General features: G+C 43.7%; 21 protein-coding genes, 1 pseudogene and 1 other annotated feature. All 22 genes and pseudogenes read right to left on the bottom strand.

Translation table 11 applies throughout. The annotated features are described in order from the left end of the window. Window position 1 precedes the first annotated feature (1 nt). Window positions 2–748 (bottom strand): hypothetical protein, encoded by a 747-nt coding sequence (locus PG418_RS16045; protein ID WP_008688040.1) that lies wholly within the window; start codon window positions 746–748, stop codon window positions 2–4. 206 nt (window positions 749–954) lie between these two features. Further along, window positions 955–1,185: pseudogene (locus tag PG418_RS16040) on the bottom strand (sigma-70 family RNA polymerase sigma factor); the annotation flags it as partial. Next, on the bottom strand, window positions 1,164–1,634 hold the full coding sequence (spoIIAB, locus tag PG418_RS16035; RefSeq protein ID WP_008372952.1) for an anti-sigma F factor: 471 nt from the start codon (window positions 1,632–1,634) through the stop codon (window positions 1,164–1,166). The pseudogene PG418_RS16040 and the gene spoIIAB, both read right to left, overlap by 22 nt. Beyond that, window positions 1,634–1,948, bottom strand: a complete 315-nt coding sequence (locus PG418_RS16030; RefSeq protein ID WP_008372950.1) for an STAS domain-containing protein — start codon at window positions 1,946–1,948, stop codon at window positions 1,634–1,636. Before PG418_RS16030 ends, spoIIAB begins: the two co-directional genes overlap by 1 nt. A 193-nt stretch (window positions 1,949–2,141) precedes the next feature. Continuing rightward, window positions 2,142–3,512, bottom strand: coding sequence for a tetratricopeptide repeat protein (locus PG418_RS16025; RefSeq protein ID WP_022220982.1), 1,371 nt, complete (start codon window positions 3,510–3,512; stop codon window positions 2,142–2,144). Between the two features lie 11 nt (window positions 3,513–3,523). Further along, on the bottom strand, window positions 3,524–3,658 hold the full coding sequence (locus tag PG418_RS16020) for a hypothetical protein (RefSeq protein ID WP_022220983.1): 135 nt from the start codon (window positions 3,656–3,658) through the stop codon (window positions 3,524–3,526). Then, window positions 3,651–4,958, bottom strand: a complete 1,308-nt coding sequence (locus PG418_RS16015) for a bifunctional folylpolyglutamate synthase/dihydrofolate synthase (RefSeq protein ID WP_055249000.1) — start codon at window positions 4,956–4,958, stop codon at window positions 3,651–3,653. The genes PG418_RS16020 and PG418_RS16015 overlap by 8 nt, the downstream gene beginning before the upstream one ends. A gap of 29 nt (window positions 4,959–4,987) precedes the next feature. Beyond that, entirely contained in the window at window positions 4,988–7,195 is a 2,208-nt protein-coding gene (locus tag PG418_RS16010) for an LTA synthase family protein (RefSeq protein ID WP_055261151.1), read from the bottom strand. Between the two features lie 182 nt (window positions 7,196–7,377). Next, a complete protein-coding gene (locus PG418_RS16005; RefSeq protein WP_055156372.1) occupies window positions 7,378–10,032 on the bottom strand; it encodes a valine--tRNA ligase in 2,655 nt (884 codons plus the stop codon). A 72-nt stretch (window positions 10,033–10,104) separates the two neighbouring features. After that, window positions 10,105–10,336, bottom strand: a binding site (T-box leader). A 144-nt stretch (window positions 10,337–10,480) separates the two neighbouring features. Next, window positions 10,481–11,752, bottom strand: a complete 1,272-nt coding sequence (gene purD / locus PG418_RS16000; protein WP_022220987.1) for a phosphoribosylamine--glycine ligase — start codon at window positions 11,750–11,752, stop codon at window positions 10,481–10,483. A 16-nt stretch (window positions 11,753–11,768) separates the two neighbouring features. Continuing rightward, complete coding sequence (gene purN / locus PG418_RS15995; RefSeq protein WP_022220988.1) at window positions 11,769–12,395, bottom strand: phosphoribosylglycinamide formyltransferase; 627 nt, start codon at window positions 12,393–12,395, stop codon at window positions 11,769–11,771. Further along, window positions 12,389–13,414: a phosphoribosylformylglycinamidine cyclo-ligase gene (gene purM, locus PG418_RS15990; protein ID WP_055156423.1), complete on the bottom strand. Its 1,026-nt coding sequence runs from the start codon at window positions 13,412–13,414 to the stop codon at window positions 12,389–12,391. The genes purN and purM overlap by 7 nt, the downstream gene beginning before the upstream one ends. 43 nt (window positions 13,415–13,457) lie before the next feature. Continuing rightward, complete coding sequence (gene purE / locus PG418_RS15985; protein WP_008372927.1) at window positions 13,458–13,970, bottom strand: 5-(carboxyamino)imidazole ribonucleotide mutase; 513 nt, start codon at window positions 13,968–13,970, stop codon at window positions 13,458–13,460. A gap of 153 nt (window positions 13,971–14,123) precedes the next feature. After that, a complete protein-coding gene (locus PG418_RS15980; protein WP_055249004.1) occupies window positions 14,124–16,160 on the bottom strand; it encodes an aminopeptidase in 2,037 nt (678 codons plus the stop codon). Further along, window positions 16,161–16,523, bottom strand: coding sequence for a DUF6142 family protein (locus tag PG418_RS15975; protein WP_055156367.1), 363 nt, complete (start codon window positions 16,521–16,523; stop codon window positions 16,161–16,163). Then, entirely contained in the window at window positions 16,504–16,968 is a 465-nt protein-coding gene (locus PG418_RS15970) for a VanZ family protein (RefSeq protein WP_008372920.1), read from the bottom strand. Before PG418_RS15970 ends, PG418_RS15975 begins: the two co-directional genes overlap by 20 nt. A 15-nt stretch (window positions 16,969–16,983) precedes the next feature. Next, window positions 16,984–17,136: a hypothetical protein gene (locus PG418_RS15965; RefSeq protein ID WP_008372918.1), complete on the bottom strand. Its 153-nt coding sequence runs from the start codon at window positions 17,134–17,136 to the stop codon at window positions 16,984–16,986. 12 nt (window positions 17,137–17,148) lie between these two features. Then, the gene (gene pyrE / locus PG418_RS15960) at window positions 17,149–17,829 is read right to left on the bottom strand and encodes an orotate phosphoribosyltransferase (protein ID WP_055249006.1); all 681 of its coding nucleotides are present in this window, start codon (window positions 17,827–17,829) and stop codon (window positions 17,149–17,151) included. A 30-nt stretch (window positions 17,830–17,859) separates the two neighbouring features. Beyond that, entirely contained in the window at window positions 17,860–18,762 is a 903-nt protein-coding gene (locus PG418_RS15955) for a dihydroorotate dehydrogenase (protein ID WP_008372915.1), read from the bottom strand. Further along, window positions 18,762–19,547, bottom strand: a complete 786-nt coding sequence (locus tag PG418_RS15950) for a dihydroorotate dehydrogenase electron transfer subunit (RefSeq protein ID WP_022220989.1) — start codon at window positions 19,545–19,547, stop codon at window positions 18,762–18,764. Before PG418_RS15950 ends, PG418_RS15955 begins: the two co-directional genes overlap by 1 nt. A 71-nt stretch (window positions 19,548–19,618) precedes the next feature. Beyond that, window positions 19,619–20,545 (bottom strand): orotidine-5'-phosphate decarboxylase, encoded by a 927-nt coding sequence (gene pyrF, locus PG418_RS15945; protein WP_008372910.1) that lies wholly within the window; start codon window positions 20,543–20,545, stop codon window positions 19,619–19,621. Window positions 20,546–20,691: 146 nt separating this feature from the next. Then, complete coding sequence (locus PG418_RS15940; protein WP_442872497.1) at window positions 20,692–21,900, bottom strand: S41 family peptidase; 1,209 nt, start codon at window positions 21,898–21,900, stop codon at window positions 20,692–20,694. Between the last annotated feature and the right edge of the window lie 15 nt (window positions 21,901–21,915).

Below are 21,915 nucleotides of genomic sequence, written 5' to 3'. Positions count from 1 at the left end.
TCTATTTCCTCCCGATTCGTAATGTATGTTTTGAAACTGCTTTTTCTGCCTTTTTCTGATTTTCAGCCTGCAATGTTAAATCATGCGTCTTTATCAGCAATGCCTCAAATCTTTCTTTTTCTTCCTGCTGTTCGTGTGCTGTCAAATCCGTTTCCAAATTCGTTTTTTGTGAAACGCTCAACTTATTTCTAATATTATATGTGTCATATCTTCTTCTAATGCAATTCGCTTCTACACCGGACAGTGTAACCAGTTCTGACCAGGAAGACACTTTACATCTTCTTGCAATCGTTCCCCATGATGGTGTTTCTGGATTTCTACAAGCATCATATATTTTTGACGTTGCCGGTTGTATCCGTTCAAATTCGTTTTTAAATATTTCCAGAAAATCATATTGATCATCCACACACCTTGTTCCATGACGTCCAATCCTTACATATTCCATCTCACCATAATAATCATTTAGAAATTCTCTGGCTGTTTTTCCAAAAAGCTTTTCAAAGACCATATGGCTTGGTAGCTCTTTATGGCTGTCACACTCTTTTATTCTCGGTGGTATACCATTATGAGATTCTGTCCATTCATCTAATGCTTCATATACACTCGCTGCATCCCATCTATCCAATGGCGTGGAAGAATATTTTTTTAGTGCCTGTATCACTTCCACAACTTCCTCCGTCTGTGGCAGACATTGCAGTAATTCGATTGCCTTGGGTATGGCTTTTCTTCTTGTCATAATTCTTGCCATAAAAAAACCTCCTTTGAATGGTCATCATCTCATTCAAGAAGGTTCCTATCAGAAACAATTCCGAATTGTTTTCAATATCTTATCTATACTATTATTTCAACATAAGATATCGAAATGTACATCTGACAGCACTGTTTTTTTATCCAATGCCTTTATCAGAAATCCCTTATTTTAAGGCTTTTCCGGTCGTTTCCTTTATCTTACTCTATTGGAACTGCATAGGTAGAAAATTTCACATCATAGCCCAGATCAAACTTATCGATCGCTTTTAAAAGCCCGATGCTTCCGATCTGAAATAAATCCTCTGCCTCTGTGCCCCGTCCGTAAAATCTTTTCACCACACACCAGATCAGACCGGTGTTTTCCTCCACAAGCTGTGCCCTCGCATTTTCATCCCCTTCGTGAGCCCGTCTGATCAATGCGATTGTGTGGTCCATACAGCTTCCTTCTTTTCCCCTCCTGTCGTTTTCTTCATCCAAACCGTAGTCCCTTTTCCAGGCACAGATTCCACCTGTACTTCATCCATAAATGCTTCCATAAATGCAAATCCCATCCCGGACCGATCCATATCCGGCCTGGTCGTATAGAGTGGCTCCATCGCCTGCTCCACGTTTTCGATACCGATGCCCTGATCCTTCACTGTGACTAGAATGGTCTTCTTATCTTTTTCAATCCCGCACCAGACCGTGATCTTTCCGGACGTCCGTCCCTCATATCCATGAATAATGCTGTTTGTCACTGCTTCAGAGACCGCTGTCTTCACGTCTGCCACTTCCTCCAGAACCGGATCCATCTGCGTCATAAACGCAGCCACTGCCACCCTTGCAAATCCCTCATTCTCCGATCTGCTGTCAAAAACTACTTCCATCTCGTTAAAATATTCCATTACATCATTCCCTCCTCATAAATCTGTATAATCTTCGTCACGCCGGACATATTCAGAATCTGCCGCATCCGTTCACTTGTATGTATCGCCCATACTTCCCCGCCAAGAAGAAAGATATGCCGGTACCGTCCCATGATCACTCCAATCCCGGAACTGTCCATAAAATTCGTTCTTCCAAAATCAAAGATCACATATTTGATATGTTGCTCCTCGATCACCTTATCCGCCTCCCGTTTGATCTCCTCCGCATTGTGATGATCCACCTCCGCCGGAAGAAAAATCGTAAGACAATTTTCTTTGATCTGATACTGCATTTTTGCTTAAACCCCTTTCTGTCTTTTTTATTTATACAAATACGCCAATAGCCTTGATGGATTTATAAAAAGAGTGCGCATTTACGGCACATAGTGCCTTTTGTTTTATAGGAAGTTCCTTCGGAATTTCCTATAAAACAAAAGAGAAAGTAACGCCTTTTTTCGCTACTTTCTCTTTTGTGCCTTTTATATTTTATTGTCCCTGGGTGCCTGTTCCACCGGAAGTATTCTCCGAAGTTCCATCTGATCCCATTGCATCCAGTGCGCTCTGTGCCGAATATGCTGCCTGTGTTCCCGGATAATCGGTCGCTGCTTTTTCGTAATTGCTCTTTGCATTGTCCTTATCACCTTTACCAGCATACGCGTCTCCAAGAAGCTTGTACACACCACCATCACTATAAGAGTCATCCATCTTCTGGATCTTTTCAAGATCCGAAATGGCATCATCATAATTTCCACTCTGCACTTCATACTGCGCGGTCGAATACAGGCTCACACATACTCGCGGGAACACGGAACCGGAGATCGAATCGTAGATTTTCTGTCCCTCTTCTCCCAACGAATCCCTGTTCAGTCCAAGCAACGTATCTGCCATATCCGCATTGCTCGTTGTTCCGCCATAATACTGCTGATATACCTTGACCAGGGCATCATAGCTGTCCTGTGTGGATGCGGCAGTCTGCTTTGCCGATTCTACCTCATCACTGCTGTTACGGTATCCCTCCAGTTCATCCTTAAGCGTCTGGATCTGTGTCTTCTGTGAAGCTATCTGCTCGCTTAGTGCAATGACATTCCGGTTTTTTGTAGACGACTTTGTCTGGTTTACCGCCGGAGCGATCAGGAACCACACCACTGCCGCTCCAACCACCATACCGATCAGAATATTGACAACTGTCATCACTGCCGCATTGTCTCGCAGTGTTGCTGCAGGCTGGATGATCGTCTCATTTCCCAGATTGTATGTGACAACCGACTGTCTGCCATGCTTTTCCTCTTTAATATGTGCAACCTGCCGATTCCGCTGACGGTTCAGCTCATGCATATACCGGAGCGTAATATCATTCGTCACATCCAGCTTGAGTGCCGTCTTCAGGCTCTGTCTTGCTTTGGAATACTGTCCGGAATGCATATAAAGAAGTGCCAGAAGCTGATATGCCTTCAGGAAAGACGGATGTGCCACAACCACCTTTTTCAGCTGGATGATCGCAAGATCTTCTCCATTCTGTCTGCAGTATCCAAGACACTGGTTGTATTTGTGAACTGCCTGATTCACTTTCTCCAGCTCACTTGGATTATCCTGAACCTTACTGATATAGTAGCTGGCAATATTCTCTGAAGCCCTGAAGTTTTTACTGATGATCCACTCTACAAGAGCCTCCGCTACTTCTCCACGTCCATAATAGACAAGTCCGAGAAGATTCCTCGCTGTGATATTTTCTCTGTTAAACTGCAAACTTCTTTTTAACGACACAATTGCCCCGGACAGATCCCGGATCTGCGCTTTCTTCAGTCCATCATTGTACCAGTAGTTCGACTGGTACTCGAGTTTCTGCTTATAGTCCATCAAAATCTCCCCTATTTTTTCTGATCCATCATCTCTCTTAAGATATCTGTCATATCAGACAGATCCTCCTGATATACTGCATTCTCGATATCTTCTACTTCCAGACTTGGTTTGAACTTCTTAAGTTCTTCTTCAAAATTAAGCATCTTCTCCTCCTATCAGTTCTTTTAACTCCCCTACCAGATAGAGCGACCCCAGACAGTAAAGTTTCCCTTCGCTGCCCTTTTCATTCAATGCACGTGTAAATGCATCAGCAAGCGTGTCCTCCCGATAGACCGGTCTGTCTGTATACTTCCGGAACAACGCGGCAAGTGTATCTGCCTGCGCTCCCCTTTTATTGTCTACTTTGGCAATGACATAAGCATCTGCTTTCGATTCTCTGCATAAAAGCTCGATCATATGACTGTAATCCTTATCTGCAACGGCTGAAAAAAGGATTATCAGTGGATGGATTTCCCCTTCCGCCTCTCTTTGCAGCCGGATACTCTTTGTAAATTCACGGATTGCCGCAAGATTATGCGCCCCGTCAAAGATAACTCCGGGAAGAACCTCTTCCATTCTTCCCTGCCATTTAACAGATGCAACCACCTTCTGCCATTTGCAGATTTCTGCCTTGTCGCCAAATGTATATCTCATCGCCCGGATTGCAAGTGCTGCGTTCATCACCTGATAGATTCCGGTGCTGGCCACCTGCCATACGGTATTATTATCATACTCATCCAAAATAGAAAAAGCAATATGTTTGTCTGTAATTTCTTGAATTTTCAACGCATCTTTTTCCATTTTATACCACGGTGCTTCTACATTTTCGGCAGTTTCTTCTATAACCCGACTACTTCTTTCATCAGAGCCGTCAAAAAATACCGGTACGCCTTTTTTGATGATTCCGGCTTTTTCTCCCGCAATCTTTTCAATCGTATCTCCAAGGATCTCTGTGTGATCCAGTCCGATCGATGTAATCACGCTCAGGAACGGATGCTCGAAGGAATTAGTCGCATCCAGCTTTCCTCCAAGTCCTGTCTCCAGTACAATATACTCTGCATCATTCTCTTCAAATGCAAGCATACCCATTCCATACAGGAATTCAAAATAAGAAGGATGTTCCAGCCCTTCCTTTTCCAGTTCTTCTGCCACCTGCCGCACCTTTGCAAAAATCCGGCAGAAGGTATCATCGTCAATATCTTTTCCATTGATCCGGATCCTCTCGTTGAGCTTCACCAGATGTGGTGATGTAAAAAATCCGACACGCTTTCCCTCAAAAAGAAGAATCGCCTGCATATATGCGCAGACGCTTCCCTTTCCGTTTGTCCCTGCCACATGAAGAACCTTTCTTCCCTGGCAGGGATTCCCCAATCTTCTCATAAATTCACGGGTATGCAAAAGCGTATGCTTCTTTGTAAATTTTGGTATGTCCTCTATATATCGGACTACTTCTTCATACTTCACAATCTTTCCCGTCTTTCTTAAGCGGAACTCTACTGCTGCCCGCTCTTTTCTTCTTTATTATTCTGATCCTGCTGTTCTCCGGACTGTCCGGCATTTTCTGTCTTCTGCTGATTGCCGTCCGTCTTTGCAGAATTCTTCTGTTCTTTTACTTCATCTGTATATTCCAGGATTTTTCCATCCATGTAAATATATTCTCTTGAAGTCCTGAAGATGGTATTGCTTGATCCGACCTGGCTGACCGTAATGATGTCTCCATCCTTCAGCTTACTGTCCGGAAGTTCGATCCTTGTATTATTGAGGAAAGTAGATTCCTGCTTTTCATCATTGATGTAAACCTTGCTCCATTTAGTAAAGTTTGTTCCGTAGAGGCTATAGGTCTCATCCAGATTTTCTACAAGATCCGTGAGCGTAACCTCCTTGATCCCCATCTGCATATGGCCTTCTGTGATCGGCGGCTTACCATTGTATACATACTGGTCTCCATACAGAATATCATACTGTAACAGCTCCAGATCCTTCAGATAATCCTTTGTCTGGCGTCTCTGCTGGTGATAGTTGAATACCGTACCGGAATGTAATCCCAGGCGGTCCATCACATCCGCCATGATCTGGTAGGACGGAATGTTCCGGTCCTCTTTCTGAAGTCCAAGATTGTCCCAGATCACATAATTTGTATTGTACAGATAACGGTTCTTCATATCCTTTGCTTCCAGTCCCATTGTCGGCAGATGGTCACCATAGAATACAACCACAGTCGGCTCACCGCGTTCTTCCATCATTTTTACCAGATTACCGGCAAACTGATCCATCTCATATACCTGGTTCACATAGTATTCCCAGGCATTGTTCTTCTCTTCTGTCGGTGCTCCTGTTACGGTGATCTTCGGGTTCTCAATCACCTTTTCTGTCGGATAATTTCCATGTCCCTGTACACTGACTGTAAATACAAAATCCTCCTGCTCGGTAGAGTCCAGAGCGTCTTTGATGTGCGTCAGAAGAATATCATCCTTCGACCATCCATTCTCTGTTGTCTGGAGAATATTCATAAACTCTTTACTTGTAAAGCTGTCAAAACCAATATTGTTAAATACCTTCGCACGGCTGTAGAAATTACCACCGTTGTTGTGAATCGCATGGGTTCCGTAACCGAATGCAGAAAATGCAGTTGCTGCACTTTCACATACCTGATTCTTAAGCTTTGTCTTATAAGGATACTCGCCCGGTCCGAAATAACGCAGGTTCATACCTGTCAGCACTTCAAATTCTGTATTGGCTGTTCCGGCCCCTACCGAAGGAACCTTAAAATATCCGGAAGAATAATTTTCAAACATCTTGCGCAGATTCGGAATCGGATCCTCTGACATCTGCAGATCCTCATATTCAATAGGATCAAAGAAAGATTCCAGCTGTACAAACAAGACATTCGGTCTCACACCATTGTCGGATGTGCTCTCTGTCATCTCTCTATTATCCGTGATCTTCTCGATCGTGTCTTTGTTATAATCATTCGGTTCTGAAATACCTGTATTAAAAAGGCTGGCCGAGAAACAATACGGAAGTCCGTAATCCTGATAAGCAAATGCGATATTTCCAAAGTAAGTAGAAATAATCCTCTTATCTACAGCAACATTTGTCAGTACAGAATATCCAAAAAACGCTGCAACAACAATAATCAGCATCGGGATCCTGTGCATCTTTCCTTCATACTGTCCGGCACGTCTCCACATGGCAACCAGCCAGATGAGCAGTGCCGGAACACCAATTCCCATCATCACAAGCTCTGCCACCGAGAAATAGTTTGTAAACAGTGACAGTCCTTCTGTAAATGTCTTTAGATCCTGTGCATTAAACGGCGTAACACGCTTTGCCAGCATCACTCCGTTGACAACACCCAGAAAGAGCCACAATGCACTGATGATCAGTCGTGTAAACACCCGGCGCCGCACCAGATAAGCGATTAAAAGTGTAACGAAAATCATTCCGGCATTGTACAAAAATACCAGCGGTGTTCCTGTCATATACTGCCAAGCTGCAATTGCAGAATGTCTGGACAGTGCTTCAATGATAAAGTTAATGATACAAGCCCACAGTGCCTGAAGCGGCAAAGAGAACCGATTCATTATCTTATAGTACGGTGCCATCTTTTTTGCGAATTTGCTGTTTCGCCGCTTTTCAAGAATCTGCTGTCTTCGCTCATGCTGCTTTTTTAAATGCGCCTTTATATCTCCTGGCTTCATATTCTTCAGCTTCTGCCATTTTCCTTTCAGATCCGGTTTTTTCCACTGAATCTTTTTAAAATGAATTTCCTTCATCGTCTTTTAACCCCTTACGTGTTTCTGTACCGTCAGGCGCAGTTTATGCTGCGCCTGACGGTATATCCGGCTAAAAAAGAATATGCCTTAGTACTTTCCTGCAGTGATTATCTTCCTGCCTTTAAAGCCTCCAGACGTTCTTTCACCTGTTCCATCATCTGTGTATACTTTTCAAGCTTTGCTTTTTCTTCATCAACCTTTGCCTGTGGTGCTTTGCTGACGAATTTTTCATTTGAAAGCATTCCCTTTGCACGGTTGATTTCTTTTGTAAGCTTTTCTTCTTCTTTTGTCAGACGCTCGATTTCCTGTTCGAAGTCAATCAGCTCTTCCAGTGGTACATATACAGAAGCATCCGGTACTACGATCGATACGGCATCATCCGCAATACCTGCCTTATCAGCCTGGACAGCAAGTTCAGAAGCACTCATAAGCGGGCATGCACATGTTGTCAGTTCTTCGAATCCTTCACAGAGCTTCTCATCTTCGCATACTACATAAACCTTTGCTTTACGGCTCGGCGGTACATTCATTTCTGCCCGCGCATTTCTGACACCACGGATAACTTCTTTCATATGATCTGTTATATTTTCAGCGTCTGCATAGCACCAGTCTTCGCTAAACTGCGGCCAGTCTGACATCATCAGAGATTTTTCCTCCGGTACCAGTGCGCTGTAGATTTCTTCTGTTACAAATGGCATAAATGGATGTAACATCTTCAGTGCATTACCAAGAACCGTCTTCAGTGTCCAAAGTGCTGCATTAGCGCTCTTATAATTTTCATCAGAATGGTAGATCCTGTATTTTACAAGCTCAATGTACCAGTCACAGAATTCATCCCAGATAAAGTCATATACTTTCTGTACAGCAATACCCAGTTCAAATTTATCCATGTTCTCAGTTACATCTTTTGCAAGTGTATTTACCTTGGATAAAATCCATTTATCGGTTACTTCAAAGTCTGCCTCATCCGGTTTGGAAATTACCTTATCTTCCATGTTCATCATGATAAATCTGGATGCATTCCATACCTTATTGGCAAAGTTACGGCTGGATTCTACACGTTCGTTGTAGAAACGCATATCATTTCCGGGTGCATTTCCTGTGATCAGAGTCAGACGGAGTGCATCTGCACCGTACTCATCAATGACCTCCAGTGGATCGATACCATTTCCAAGAGATTTACTCATCTTACGTCCCTGGGAATCCCTTACCAGTCCATGGATCAGAACAGTATGGAACGGTGCTTTTCCAGTATGTGCATATCCGGAGAATACCATACGGATTACCCAGAAGAAAATAATATCATAACCGGTTACCAGTACATCTGTCGGATAGAAATACTTGAAGTCCTCTGTCTCTTCCGGCCATCCAAGTGTTGAGAACGGCCACAGTGCTGAACTGAACCAGGTATCCAGTGTATCTTCATCCTGTGTCAGATGTGTGCATCCGCAATGCGGGCATTTTTCCGGCATCTCACGTGCAACAACCACTTCTCCACATTCATCACAATAGTAGGCCGGAATTCTGTGTCCCCACCAGATCTGACGTGAAATACACCAGTCACGGATATTTTCCAGCCAGTTCAGGTAGATCTTACCAAAACGTTCCGGTACGAATTTTAATTCGCCGGTCTTGATCGCATTGATCGCCGGTTTGGCAAGCTCATCCATCTTAACAAACCACTGTGGTTTGATCATCGGTTCAACGGTTGTCTTACATCTGTCATGTGTTCCAACGTTGTGTACATGTTCTTCGATGCTTACAAGGTATCCTTCTTTTTCCAGATCTTCTACGATTGCTTTTCTTGCTTCGTAGCGATCCATTCCGGAATATCTTCCGTATCCTTCTACGATGGTAGCATCATCATTCAGGATGTTGATTTCCGGAAGATTATGTCTCTTTCCTACTTCAAAGTCATTCGGGTCATGTGCTGGTGTGATCTTAACCGCACCTGTTCCGAATTCTTTATCAACGTAAGCGTCTGCCACGATCGGGATTTCTCTTCCAACTAACGGAAGGATGACATTCTTTCCTACGATATCTTTGTACCTGTCATCGTCCGGGTGTACGGCGATCGCTGTATCTCCAAGCAGAGTTTCCGGACGTGTAGTTGCGATCTCAAGGAAACGTTCTGTTCCTACGATCGGGTACTTGATGTGCCAGAAATGTCCTGCCTGTTCCTCATGCTCAACTTCTGCGTCAGAAAGGGAAGTCTTACATACCGGACACCAGTTGATGATTCTGGAACCTTTGTAGATAAATCCTTTTTCGTGAAGACGAAGGAATACTTCTTTGACCGCATTCGAGCATCCTTCATCCATGGTGAAACGTTCTCTGTCCCAGTCACAGGATACACCAAGCTTTTTCAGCTGACCTTCGATGGTTCCTGCGTACTCTTCTTTCCACTGCCAGGTTCTCTTAAGGAATCCTTCTCTTCCGAGTTCTTTCTTATCAATTCCCTCTGCCTTTAACTGGTTTGTAACCTTTACTTCTGTTGAAATTGCAGCGTGGTCTGTTCCCGGGATCCACAGTGCATTATATCCCTGCATTCTCTTGTAACGGATCAGGATATCCTGAAGCGTATTATCGAGAGCATGTCCCATATGCAGCTTACCGGTGATATTCGGTGGCGGCATTACCGTTGTAAATGGTTTTTTACTTCTGTCAACTTCAGCGTGAAAATACTTTTCTTCACACCATTTTTCATAAAGTTTCGCTTCAATCTCTTTCGGATTGTAGGTCTTTTCAAGATTCTTACTCATTGTTTCCTCCTCTTATAAGTCCACCGCGCACTTTTGCTCTCTATAAAGAATAAAAAAAGCCCTTTACAATATGTAAAGGGCGTGTATAAACGCGGTACCACCTTTGTTCCACGAAATAAATCCATCTCGTATCTCTCACAGTTCTATAACGGAAACCACCCCGTGATATCCTACTCGCCCTTTTTCAGATACCCGGCTCCAAAGCTACCTTCTGCAACCACTTCCCGTAAACCGTCTCTCAGCCTGTGAACGGTTCTCTCTTCTTCGGACCAGTCTGCATACTCCTCTTTCTCATTGCCTTTTCCCATAACTATTGATAATCATAGTATTCAAAGTCCGATTTGTCAAGAAGTTCATGAAATCTTTAGAACTTCTTAAAGATTAAATTTTTCACTTAACTCAAAAAAGGCGAAATCCCTCTGAATAAGAAAGATCCCGCCCTAAATTCCTAAGCCTCGTCAATCGCTTTTCCGATATCGTGGCGCATATATTTGTTATCAAATTTAACCCATTCGGTTGCTTTGTAAGCATTGGCACGGGCCTCTTTGAGCGTTGCTCCTTTGGCTGTCACACCGAGGACACGTCCTCCGTTTGTCACGATCTGATCTCCATCGAATTTGGTTCCGGCATGGAAGCAATAGTATCCTTCATGCTTCTTGAACTCGTCAAGACCTGTGATCGGAAGTCCTTTTTCATAAGCGACCGGATAACCGTCAGATGCAAGTACCACACAGACTGCTGCATTGTCTTCAAACTGAAGATCTACCTGATCCAGTGTTCCGTCGATACAGGCTTCGATCACATCGATCAGATCATTTTTCATACGCGGAAGAACAACCTGTGCCTCAGGATCTCCGAATCTGGCATTGTATTCCAGAACCTTCGGTCCGTCTTCGGTAAGCATCAGTCCGAAGAAGATGATCCCCTTGAACTCTCTTCCCTCTGCTGCCATTGCATCTACCGTCTTCTGGTACACATATTTCCGGCAGAATTCGTCAACTTCTTTTGTATAGAAAGGACTCGGTGAGAAAGTTCCCATACCACCGGTATTCAATCCCTGGTCTCCGTCTTTGGCTCTCTTGTGATCCTGCGCGCTTGTCATAGTCTTGATGGTCTTTCCATCTACAAAGGAAAGAACAGAAACCTCACGTCCTGTCATGAATTCTTCTACAACCATGGTATTACCGGATGCACCGAATTTCTTGTCCAGCATGATCTCTTTCACGCCGGCTTTTGCTTCTTCCAACGTATTACAGATCAGTACACCTTTTCCAAGTGCCAGACCATCTGCCTTCAGAACGATCGGAAATTTGGCTGTCTCCAGATAAGCCAGCGCTTCGTCTGCATTGTCAAAGTTCTCATATGCTGCGGTCGGGATGTCATATTTTTTCATCAGATCTTTTGAAAATGCCTTGCTTCCCTCCAGGATTGCTGCATTTTTTCTTGGTCCGAATGCGCGGATCCCGGCTTTTTCAAATTCATCTATAAGGCCGCCAACCAGCGGATCATCCATTCCTACGATTGCCAGATCAATCTCTTTTTCCTTTGCAAATGTAACCAGCTTGTCAAATTCCATCGCACCAATCGGTACACATTCTGCAAGCTCTGCAATCCCGGCATTTCCCGGTGCACAGTACATCTTCTCTACCTTGCTGCTCTTTGCTACACAATATGCAATTGCGTGTTCTCTTCCGCCACCGCCTACGATCAATACTTTCATTGGTGCTCCTCCTTCTCTAACGGGCAATTGACACTCTGCCATCTTTTACTGTTACTTTTCCATTTGCGATCAGGTCGATCGCATGTGGAAGGATCTTCCACTCCGCCTGCTCCATCACTCGTCTCTGCAGAACCTCCGGTGTATCGCCTTCTTCTACTTCAACAGCCTTCTGGAGAATGATCGGACCGGTATCCGTTCCTTCGTCTACAAAATGTACGGTTGCTCCAACCACCTTTACCCCTCTGGCAAGTGCTGCCTCATGAACCTTCAGTCCATAATATCCCGTTCCGCAGAACGACGGAATCAGAGATGGATGGATATTGATGATCTTATTTCGGTATCTGCTGATCATTTCTTCCGGAATCACAACCAAAAATCCCGCCAGAACGATCAGATCCGGTTTCAGTTCGTCTACCTTTTCAAGAAAAACTTTGTTAAACTCTTCTCTTGTCTCAAAATCCTTCGGCGAAACGCACTGTGCCGGGATCTGATGATTCCCGGCTCTTGTGAGTGCATATGCGTTCTTATTATTGCTGATGACACCGACCAGCTCTGTATTGGTGATCGTGCCATTTTCCACTGCATCAATGATTGCCTGCAGATTGGTTCCGCCTCCGGATACAAGTACAGCAACTCTTAACATAAAGTAACTCCTTTTTCTCCTGCTTCTACATAACCAACCACAAATGCTTCATCTCCAGCTTCTTTCATTGCCTTAATTGTAGCATCTACATCCTTTTCATCGACAGCGACAACCATACCGATACCCATATTGAAGGTATTGTACATCATCTCTTCTGCAATGTTGCCAGTCTTTGCGATCAGGTTGAAGATTGCAGGGATTTCATAGCTGTCCTTCTTTACCACTGCACGGATTCCTTCCGGAAGCATTCTCGGAATATTTTCATAGAATCCACCGCCTGTGATATGGCTGCATCCTTTGACTCTTACACCGGCTTCTTTTACGTTCTTCAGTGCTTTTACATAAATTCTGGTCGGAGCAAGAAGTGCTTCGCCAAGTGTCTTTCCTAATTCATCATAGTATGTATTTAAGGATTCTTCTGTAATGTCGAATACCTTACGAACCAGTGAAAATCCATTGCTGTGAACCCCTGTAGACGGCATTGCAACAAGTACATCACCTGGCTTAATATCAGAACCGTCGATAATGTCTTTCTTATCTACAACTCCGACTGCAAAACCTGCAAGGTCGTAATCATTCTCTGGCATCAGTCCCGGATGTTCTGCTGTCTCTCCACCTACAAGTGCACATCCTGACTGCTTACAGCCCTCTGCCACACCGCTTACGATCGTAGCGATCTTTTCCGGGTAATTCTTGCCACAGGCAATATAATCCAGGAAGAATAACGGTTCTCCACCAGAGCATGCGATATCATTCACACACATGGCAACAGCATCAATACCGATCGTATCATGCTTGTCCATTACAAATGCAAGCTTCACCTTTGTTCCACATCCATCTGTTCCGGAAAGAAGTACTGGTTCTTCCATATTCTTGATTCCACTTAAATCAAATGCACCTGCAAAACCGCCAAGCCCTCCTAACACTTCCGGTCTCATGGTTTCTTTTACATGCTTTTTCATAAGTTCTACTGATTTATATCCTGCCTCGATATCTACGCCGGCTGTCTTATAATCCAACATTTTCTATATCCTCCTGGTATTTTCACTGACATCTGTATGCCTACATCTGCTTGATATATTCTTTGTGTCCGATTTTTTCAAGCTTTTCTGCTTTTTTCTGGACGGTTTCTTTCATTTCTGCAGTGTAATCCTTCAATTTCTGAAGAAGCTCAGGATCTGAGGTTGCAAGAATCTTTGCAGCCAGAATAGCTGCGTTTGCTCCGCCATCGATCGCAACTGTGGCAACCGGGATTCCAGGCGGCATCTGAACGATTGAATAGAGTGCGTCGACACCCTCCAGATTCTTCCCTGACATTGGGATTCCGATAACCGGCATCGGGAAAATTGCTGCACACATTCCTGGAAGATGTGCTGCCATACCTGCACCTGCAATAATTACTTTGAAGTCTTTTGCTTCTGCAGACTTCGCATATTCATAGAATACATCAGGCTCACGGTGTGCCGAGATGATCGTCATCTCATAATCGATTCCAAACTTTTCCAGCATGTCGGCAGCTTTTCCCATTACTTTCATATCTGAGTCGCTGCCCATTACGATTCCAACTTTTGGCATAATGATCTCCTTTTCTTTTATCTATAAGTATTTTAATAAATAGCTAACCACTTATAAGTTATTTTACTAAGTCTGTTGCGGTATGTCAACCGTTACTTATCTGACCATTATTTAATTTTACTTATTGGTATTATTGAAAATCCATAACTAATACTAATTCAGAGGTTCATTGAGGATCTCTGTTCCCGGAAGAACAAACCGTCCATCACGGATAATTTCTGTCTCTGTTCCGTCTTTCGCCACTACAACAATGCTTCCCAGCTCATCATAAGGGATGGTGATATCGGTATGGCACTGGAAATATGCTTTCGACGGATCCTCTTTTCTCAAGATCGATATGCTGTTGTCTCTTGCAATAATCTCTTTTCCATCCGGATTGTAAACCTTTACATCCTCTGCCCAGCTGTAGCAGGTATCCCCTACTGCAAAATGCGGTCCCGTCTTTTCAGCGATCAGAATCGTATATTTATCTGCAATATCATATTTCTTCGCAACCGCATAAGCTGTGGTATTGGTTCCGATCGCAAACTCGCCGATCGGAAGTGTCTGATGATTGTGCAGAATGTTATCGAAAATATATTTTTTATTTTCTTCTTCTGAATCAAAATTGGTGCAGGTATACTCTGTGATCTTTCCTTCTTTAAAACTGATCTTCAGATTGTAATACGGAAGTCCGTGAAGAAATACCTTGCTCACAAAAAGGGTACCTTCTGTTCCTTCCAGTACCGGGGAAGTGAACACCTCACCTACCGGGATATTGACATCGGCAACACAGTTTTCAAAGATCGTCTCTTTTGCCGGATCGGCAAGCGGATGAAGCATCACTTTCAGATCCGTCTGGTTTTCGCCTGAGCCTGTTACTTTTACATACTCTCCTTTATCCAGTGCATCGATCATTGTCTGCTGCACCTTCTGGTAAAGCTTGTAATCCAGAGTATTGATCTTGATCGTTTCATCAAAGATCTCATGATACTGCTCTCCGATTTCCGGAACCGGCCAGGAAATGATCGTAAAGCTTCTCTCATCTCCCGGAAGATATTCATTGGTCAGACGTCCGGCTCTTCCATTCATCGCAACCAGAAGTTCTTCCTGCTTTTCGCTTAATTTAACTGCCTCTGGTTTAGCCTGCGGAACAAAAGTCTTTTCTCCGAAAATGTCGATCACTGCCGGTCCTGCATAGCCTGCTGCAATCTCTTTATTCTGCTCGTAAGTGGTACGCATCACTTCCAGCTTTCGCTCTACATACTGTTTATCCATCACAAGCCCGATATCATCTCTGTGGTCATAGACATACTGCTTGTTGCCGGAAATATTGAAAAATCCGATCTGGCTGTTACGTCCTCTTGTGATCACGCTGTGACTTGTTCGGAAAATACTCGGCTTTAATCCCATTTTGGCAAAATTCTCAATGGCTTTTTTTACGATCCGTTCAAATCCCATTGCATAGTAAATGTTGACTACAGATTTTTTTGACAGGTCTTTTCCGGTATTTACAAAACCAATCCTGTATCCTTCACTGAAGGTATCTGCCATCTTATCAATCTTCTCCTGTGAAAGTGAATTTAAATATGCGGCTGTCTCTCTTTCATTTACCCCCACATATTCTCCCATACGGTAGAGATAACGCAGATCGGAAAGATCTTCATTCATGATCATATTCACAATGAAGCATCCTCTTTCCGGATCGATCTGGTCTTTGATGCGGTCTGCCGCAAATACATCACAGTAATCACTTGCATACCAGTAAAAGATTTCCTTCAGGCTTTCCGGCTGCGGCTGCTTTTCTTCTTCAAATTTGTTGTAGATTTCAATCAAAAGCTCTGCTCCGATCACAACATACTCCATACGCTGTTCCTGAACATAAGAAATGCTTCCGCGAATCTCGGTGTAAACCGCAGACAAAAAGCTTCCCAGTTCTCCTCCCAGCACCAAAACCGCATAAGCCGGATTTGCATAAGATTTCTCATAGTTTGCTTCCAGTTCGTCTGCATAAAGATCCTTCATCTCTTCCTGCAGCTCTTCTTCTGACATCTCTTTCTGCTTTCCGCTTTCCACATTCTGTTTCAGCTCATCAAGCTTTAAAATAAACCGAGCCACATGCTGGAAATACTCCCGATATGGCTCTGCTACTGTTTTTTCTTCTATTATTGCTTTTATTCTGTCAATTGCCAGATTATATCTTTCTTCCATTTATACACATCCTCTTATAAATACTAAGATCAGGGCAAGTAAAATAAATCCGTTTACAACAATTCCGATCTTGCAGGTCAGATAATTTTTATCTCTTTCTTTAAATCCTTTTACACCCGTTACAATACCGATGCAGGCAAGAATCATATCGAAAACCCCAAAGCTTCCTACCATTGCTGCTGATTTCCCTTTATTCATAAATGCCATTACAATCAATCCCGCTATCACTGCCGTAACAAGTACTGCCATCACACAGGACCAGATTCCCTTGCGGGAATGCTTTCTTTTTATCTGACCATACTTCCGGCTTCTTTTATTTCGATCTCTTTCGCGTGCTCTTTTTTTATCTCTCCTGCTTCGCATCGTGCCATCTCCTTATCATATTACAAATCGCGAAGACGATATACCCGATCACACCGCCAAGGGTGTTGAGCAGCATATCATCCACATCAAAACTCCCCACTCTTGTTACCAGCTGAAAGCACTCCACAAAGAAGCTCACTCCAAAACTGTAGAAAAGGGTAAGAAAAAAGCTGCGATACCGGCTTGCCATCGGCATAAAAAATCCAAATGGTATGAAAATCAGGACATTTCCGAACAGATTTGCATAAGATACCCATCCTAAAACATCTCGATACAGCCAAAATCTTTTTATTTCACAGAAAAGAACCAGGTTATAATGATATTCCCCGGTTCCTTCCCGTCCATACCAGTCAGAAAAAATCAGAAAGTAAAATAAAAATCCAATATACAGGACAAATAAAATCTTCCCAAGAACCCGAAGTCTTTTTCTGTTCTTTGCTTTCAACTTAAAGCGCCCTTCCTAAAATGTCAGTCCCTTTTTCGCACCAAGCAGCTTTCCACCGCTGACAAGCAAAATGATCCCGGTTGTCACACCAACAACAATAGAAATAATTCCGATCGCAATATTGGCACCGCCGGCAAGTCCCATCACCTTATATGTCTTTTCTGTCACTGTAACTCCTCCTTATTTTGCACCATACTGCTCATAGTATGCGTCGATTGCAGCCTTGATGTTGTCATCGATAACAATTTCACCATTGCATGGTTTGTTGTACAGATGCTCTACTACATCCTTCATGGTTACGATTGCATTAGTTTCAAATCCGTAAAGATCCTTTACTTCATCGAGTGCGCATTTCACACCGCCTTTTCCTACTTCCATACGGTCAAGGGATACCATCAGTCCAACAATTGTTACATCAGCGGCTCCTCTTACCTTCGGTACAGTCTCTTCCATGGATTTGCCGGATGTGGTAACATCTTCGATCATAACCACGCGGTCTCCGTCCTGAAGCTTGCTTCCGAGGAAGCTTCCCTTATCTGCTCCGTGATCTTTTTCTTCTTTACGGTCTGAGCAGTAACGGATCTCTTTTCCGTATAATTCACTGTAAGCGATCGCGGTTACAACTCCAAGCGGGATTCCTTTGTAAGCAGGTCCGAATAATACATCAAAATCATCCCCGTATTTGTCATGGATTGCTTTTGCGTAATATTCACCGAGTCTTTTGAGCTGTGATCCTGTCACATAAGCTCCTGCATTCATGAAGAAAGGGGACTTTCTTCCGCTTTTCAGTGTAAATTCTCCAAATTTAAGCACGTGGCTTTCTACCATAAAATCAATAAATTCCTGTTTGTAGCTTTCCATTTTATTTATCCTCCATCTCTTATCTGTTCTTTATTTTACAATTCCAACCATATCTTTCACAGACTCAAAGCCATTCTTCTTCATGTAGGCTTCAATTCCATCGATCACTTCCATCGTCACTGCCGGATTGTGAAAGTTGGCTGTTCCTACGGATACGGCACTTGCTCCTGCAAGAAGGAACTCGATCGCATCTTCTGCGCAGGAAATACCGCCCATCCCGATGATTGGGATGTTCACTGCCTGTGCTACCTGATATACCATGCGGACAGCGATCGGTTTGACGATCGGTCCTGATACACCTCCGGTCTTATTTGCCACCGCAAATGTCTTACGATTGATATCAATCTTCATACCGGTCAGTGTATTGATCAGGGAAACTGCGTCCGCACCGCCTGCTTCTGCCGCTTTTGCTATCTCAGTAATATCGGTTACATTCGGTGTCAACTTCATGATGATCGGCTGCTTTGCGATCTTCTTGATCTGTCCGGTCAGCTCTTCTACATGCTTTGCATCCTGTCCGAAAGCAAGGAATCCTGCATTGACATTCGGGCAGGAAATGTTGATTTCCATCATATCGATCGGTTCATCCGCAAGGCGTTCTACCACTTCAAGATACTCTTCCGGTGCATGTCCGCAGACATTCACAATGATCTTGGTATCATAGTTTTTCAGATACGGAATATCTCTTTTACAGAACAGATCGATTCCCGGATTCTGAAGTCCTATGGCGTTCATCATTCCGCCGTAAACCTCGGCTACACGCGGAGTCGGATTGCCCGGCCACGGTACATTTGCCACACCTTTTGTTGTCACAGCTCCAAGCTTGTTCAGATCTACAAATTCAGAAAACTCTTCTCCTGATCCGAAGGTTCCTGATGCCACTGTTACCGGATTCTTCCATTCTACTCCGGCAATATTTACACGCATATCCATTAGATTTCCACCTCCGTAGAAAGAAATACCGGTCCGTCTTTACAGATACGTTTGTTGTGCACATTGCTGTGCGCATCCTTTTCCTTTGACTTGCACACGCACGCAAGACATGCACCGATTCCACATGCCATTCTCTCTTCCAGAGAAATATAGCATTCGATTCCGTTTGTTTCTGCATACTGTTTGATCGCACGGAGCATCGGAGTTGGTCCACAGGCATAGATCATATCTGCTTCCAGCGCATTCTCACGGATTGCATCCATGACATTTCCTTTTGTTCCGACACTGCCATCTTCGGTTGAAATATAAAGCTCTCCTGCCTGTTCAAATTCTTCTTTCAGGAAGGTATGTGCATCACGGTATCCAACCACAATCTGCTTTTTCTCACATTCCATCTGTTTTGCAAGCTCCAGGATCGGCGGCACACCGATTCCTCCTCCCATCAGAAATACCTTCTTTCCTTCGGCCTTCTCAAATGGGAATCCATTACCAAGTGGTCCGATCACCGGAATGGTATCTCCTGCCTTCATCTGTGAAAATTCTTCTGTTCCGGTTTTTTCCCCTGTTACACGGTAAACCACACGAAGTTTTCCACCTTCTTTATCGATCTCACAGATACTGATCGGGCGTGGAAGAAGCTTGCTTCCATCATTGGTATACATGGAAATAAACTGCCCCGGTCTTGCACTCCCTGCTGCTTCTGTCTGGATCCACATACTGAAGATTCCATCTGCAAGCTGCTCCTGCGATACAACCTTTGCCTGTTCTTTTTTCTTTGTAGTCATCTTCTATTCTCCTATAATCCGGATTTGCCGGTATGTCAGAAGCTTCTGTCACACCGGCTCATTCTTTTCTCTTATCTGTTCTCAAGCGCGCCTTTGATATCTGCTACCATGGCTTCTACTGCTGCACGGGATGCATCTCCAAAGTTCTCTGCACCGTATTTTGCATAAGCTTCCTGTTTATATGCTGCAATGATTCCTCTGGATGAGTTTACGATTGCTCCAAGTCCATCTTCATTGAAGAAATGAACCAGATCTTTTCCTTTTCCACCTTGTGCACCGTATCCTGGAACCAGAATGTAGGATTTCGGCATTACTTTACGAAGGACTTTTCCCATCTCCGGATAAGTAGCTCCCACAACTGCTCCGATGTAGCTATAATCATCACCCATGCAGTCTGCTCCCCACTCGGCAACCTTTTCTCCGACCAGTTCGTAAAGCGGACGGCCATCGATCAGCCGATCCTGGAATTCTCCACTGGATGGATTGGATGTCTTAACAAGGATAAAAAGACCTTTCTTCTCTTCTTTACATACTTCGATAAATGGCTTTACTCCGTCAGATCCAAGATACGGATTCACAGTAGCGAAATCTTCATCGAACGGTACATAGGATTTGCTTCCTACCTGAACTCTTCCAAGATGTCCAACAGCATATGCTGCTGAAGTAGAACCGATATCACCTCTCTTGATATCTCCGATAACAACAAGTCCTTTTTCTTTACAGTAGTCTACCGTCTTCTTAAATGCCTGAAGTCCCGGAATTCCGAACTGTTCGTACATAGCGATCTGCGGTTTAACTGCCGGGATCAGATCATAAGTCTTATCCACGATCTCTTTGTTGAACTGCCAGATAGCTTCTGCTGCTCCTTCCAAAGTCTCGCCATACTCTGCAAATGCCTTTTTCTGTACCTGCTCTGGTACATAGGAAAGCATCGGATCCAGTCCGACAACGATAGGTGCTCCTGTTTTTTTAATGTTAGCGACTAATTTGTTAATCATCTTATTCCCTCCAGTTTTCTATTTATATTTTTGCTGTAACAGAAAGTATTGTCCTTTTGTTACCTGAAAAAAAATATTCTTTACTTATGATATCATATTAAAAACTAAAAGGGAATGCCGTTTTCGGCATTCCCTCCGGATTTCTGTTATTGATTGATTTTATTTCTCACCTGTTCCAATGCTGCATCAAGCTGATTATCTGCATTCGGATTATTCTCATCCTGCTGATATTCAACTTCTACGTCCGGCGTAATTCCTTTTTTGTGAATATTTCTTCCATTCGGAGTATAGTACTCAGCCATTGTCAGCTTCACACAGGTTCCGTCTCCAAGATCAAAAATCTGCTGAACGATTCCTTTTCCGTAAGTTGTTGTTCCGACGATCGATCCAAGTCCGTAGTCCTGGATCGCTCCGGCAAAAATCTCGGAAGCACTTGCACTGTTGCCGTCAACAACAACCGACATCGGCTTCGTAAACTGGTGTTCATCATCCGATGAGATCACCTCTTCGTGACCACTCTTGTCTTTTGTTGACACGATCGTACCTTTTGGCAGTAACAAATCCAGCATCTGTGTGACTGTCGCAAGATTGCCTCCCGGATTCGCCCGAAGATCAACCACAAGTCCTTTCATCCCCTGGTCCTCCAGACTGCCGAGTGCACTCTTGAACTGGTCATAGGTCACACTGTCAAATTCCGTAACCCGGATATAACCGATCTGGTCATCCTTCATTTCAGACTTGACTGTCTCCACCTGGATTTTTCTCCGGGTAACCGTCATTGTCACTTCCTTCGCATCATCCCCACGCAGGACTGTGATATCAACAGTCGTATTCTCTACACCGCGGATCAGCTGTACAACATCGGAAAGATCCGTTCCACTTACGTCCTTATCTCCAACCTTATACAGAATATCATTTACCTGGATACCTGCTTCATTCGCCGGGCTGTTCTCATAAACCTGAACTGCAGTGATCACCTTAGTTTCCTGATTCTGTGAAAAAACAACTCCGATTCCCGAATACTCTCCCGAAGTTGATTCCTGCAGGGATTTAGTCTGTTCTTCATCATAGTATACGGAATATGGATCTCCCAGTGCATTAATGTATCCACTGTAAAGTCCATTCTCCAGATCTTCTTTTTTCAAATCATCTGTATAAAGATAATTTTCATCAATCAGCTTTTTCAGTTTATTCAGTTTTTTCTCTTCCTGCGCATTTACAACCTTTTCCTGACTGGTTCCAAGGTCTACACCTGCGACATTCATAATTCCAAGTGCCGCAGCACCTACCATAAACATGGCGAGGGCGCCTGCAAGCGCCCCCTTCCAAAAATTCTTTTTATTATTTTCCATCATTTACTCTTTCATACC

Source organism: Bariatricus sp. TF06-38A (assembly GCF_027690675.1).
Taxonomy (GTDB): Bacteria; Bacillota; Clostridia; order Lachnospirales; family Lachnospiraceae; genus Allocoprococcus; species Allocoprococcus comes.
This window is presented reverse-complemented; position numbering and strand designations above follow the sequence as displayed.

Coding starts and splice junctions, on each gene's coding strand:
- PG418_RS16045 (WP_008688040.1), bottom strand. CDS start 748: ATGGCAAGAATTATGACAAGAAGAAAAGCCATACCCAAGGCAATCGAA.
- spoIIAB (WP_008372952.1), bottom strand. CDS start 1,634: ATGGAATATTTTAACGAGATGGAAGTAGTTTTTGACAGCAGATCGGAG.
- PG418_RS16030 (WP_008372950.1), bottom strand. CDS start 1,948: ATGCAGTATCAGATCAAAGAAAATTGTCTTACGATTTTTCTTCCGGCG.
- PG418_RS16025 (WP_022220982.1), bottom strand. CDS start 3,512: ATGGACTATAAGCAGAAACTCGAGTACCAGTCGAACTACTGGTACAAT.
- PG418_RS16020 (WP_022220983.1), bottom strand. CDS start 3,658: ATGCTTAATTTTGAAGAAGAACTTAAGAAGTTCAAACCAAGTCTGGAA.
- PG418_RS16010 (WP_055261151.1), bottom strand. CDS start 7,195: ATGAAGCCAGGAGATATAAAGGCGCATTTAAAAAAGCAGCATGAGCGA.
- PG418_RS16005 (WP_055156372.1), bottom strand. CDS start 10,032: ATGAGTAAGAATCTTGAAAAGACCTACAATCCGAAAGAGATTGAAGCG.
- purD (WP_022220987.1), bottom strand. CDS start 11,752: ATGAAAGTATTGATCGTAGGCGGTGGCGGAAGAGAACACGCAATTGCA.
- purN (WP_022220988.1), bottom strand. CDS start 12,395: ATGTTAAGAGTTGCTGTACTTGTATCCGGAGGCGGAACCAATCTGCAG.
- purE (WP_008372927.1), bottom strand. CDS start 13,970: ATGCCAAAAGTTGGAATCGTAATGGGCAGCGACTCAGATATGAAAGTA.
- PG418_RS15980 (WP_055249004.1), bottom strand. CDS start 16,160: ATGGAAGAAAGATATAATCTGGCAATTGACAGAATAAAAGCAATAATA.
- PG418_RS15975 (WP_055156367.1), bottom strand. CDS start 16,523: ATGCGAAGCAGGAGAGATAAAAAAAGAGCACGCGAAAGAGATCGAAAT.
- pyrE (WP_055249006.1), bottom strand. CDS start 17,829: ATGGAAAGCTACAAACAGGAATTTATTGATTTTATGGTAGAAAGCCAC.
- PG418_RS15955 (WP_008372915.1), bottom strand. CDS start 18,762: ATGGATATGCGTGTAAATATTGCCGGAGTAGAATGGAAGAATCCGGTA.
- PG418_RS15950 (WP_022220989.1), bottom strand. CDS start 19,547: ATGACTACAAAGAAAAAAGAACAGGCAAAGGTTGTATCGCAGGAGCAG.
- pyrF (WP_008372910.1), bottom strand. CDS start 20,545: ATGATTAACAAATTAGTCGCTAACATTAAAAAAACAGGAGCACCTATC.
- PG418_RS15940 (WP_442872497.1), bottom strand. CDS start 21,900: ATGATGGAAAATAATAAAAAGAATTTTTGGAAGGGGGCGCTTGCAGGC.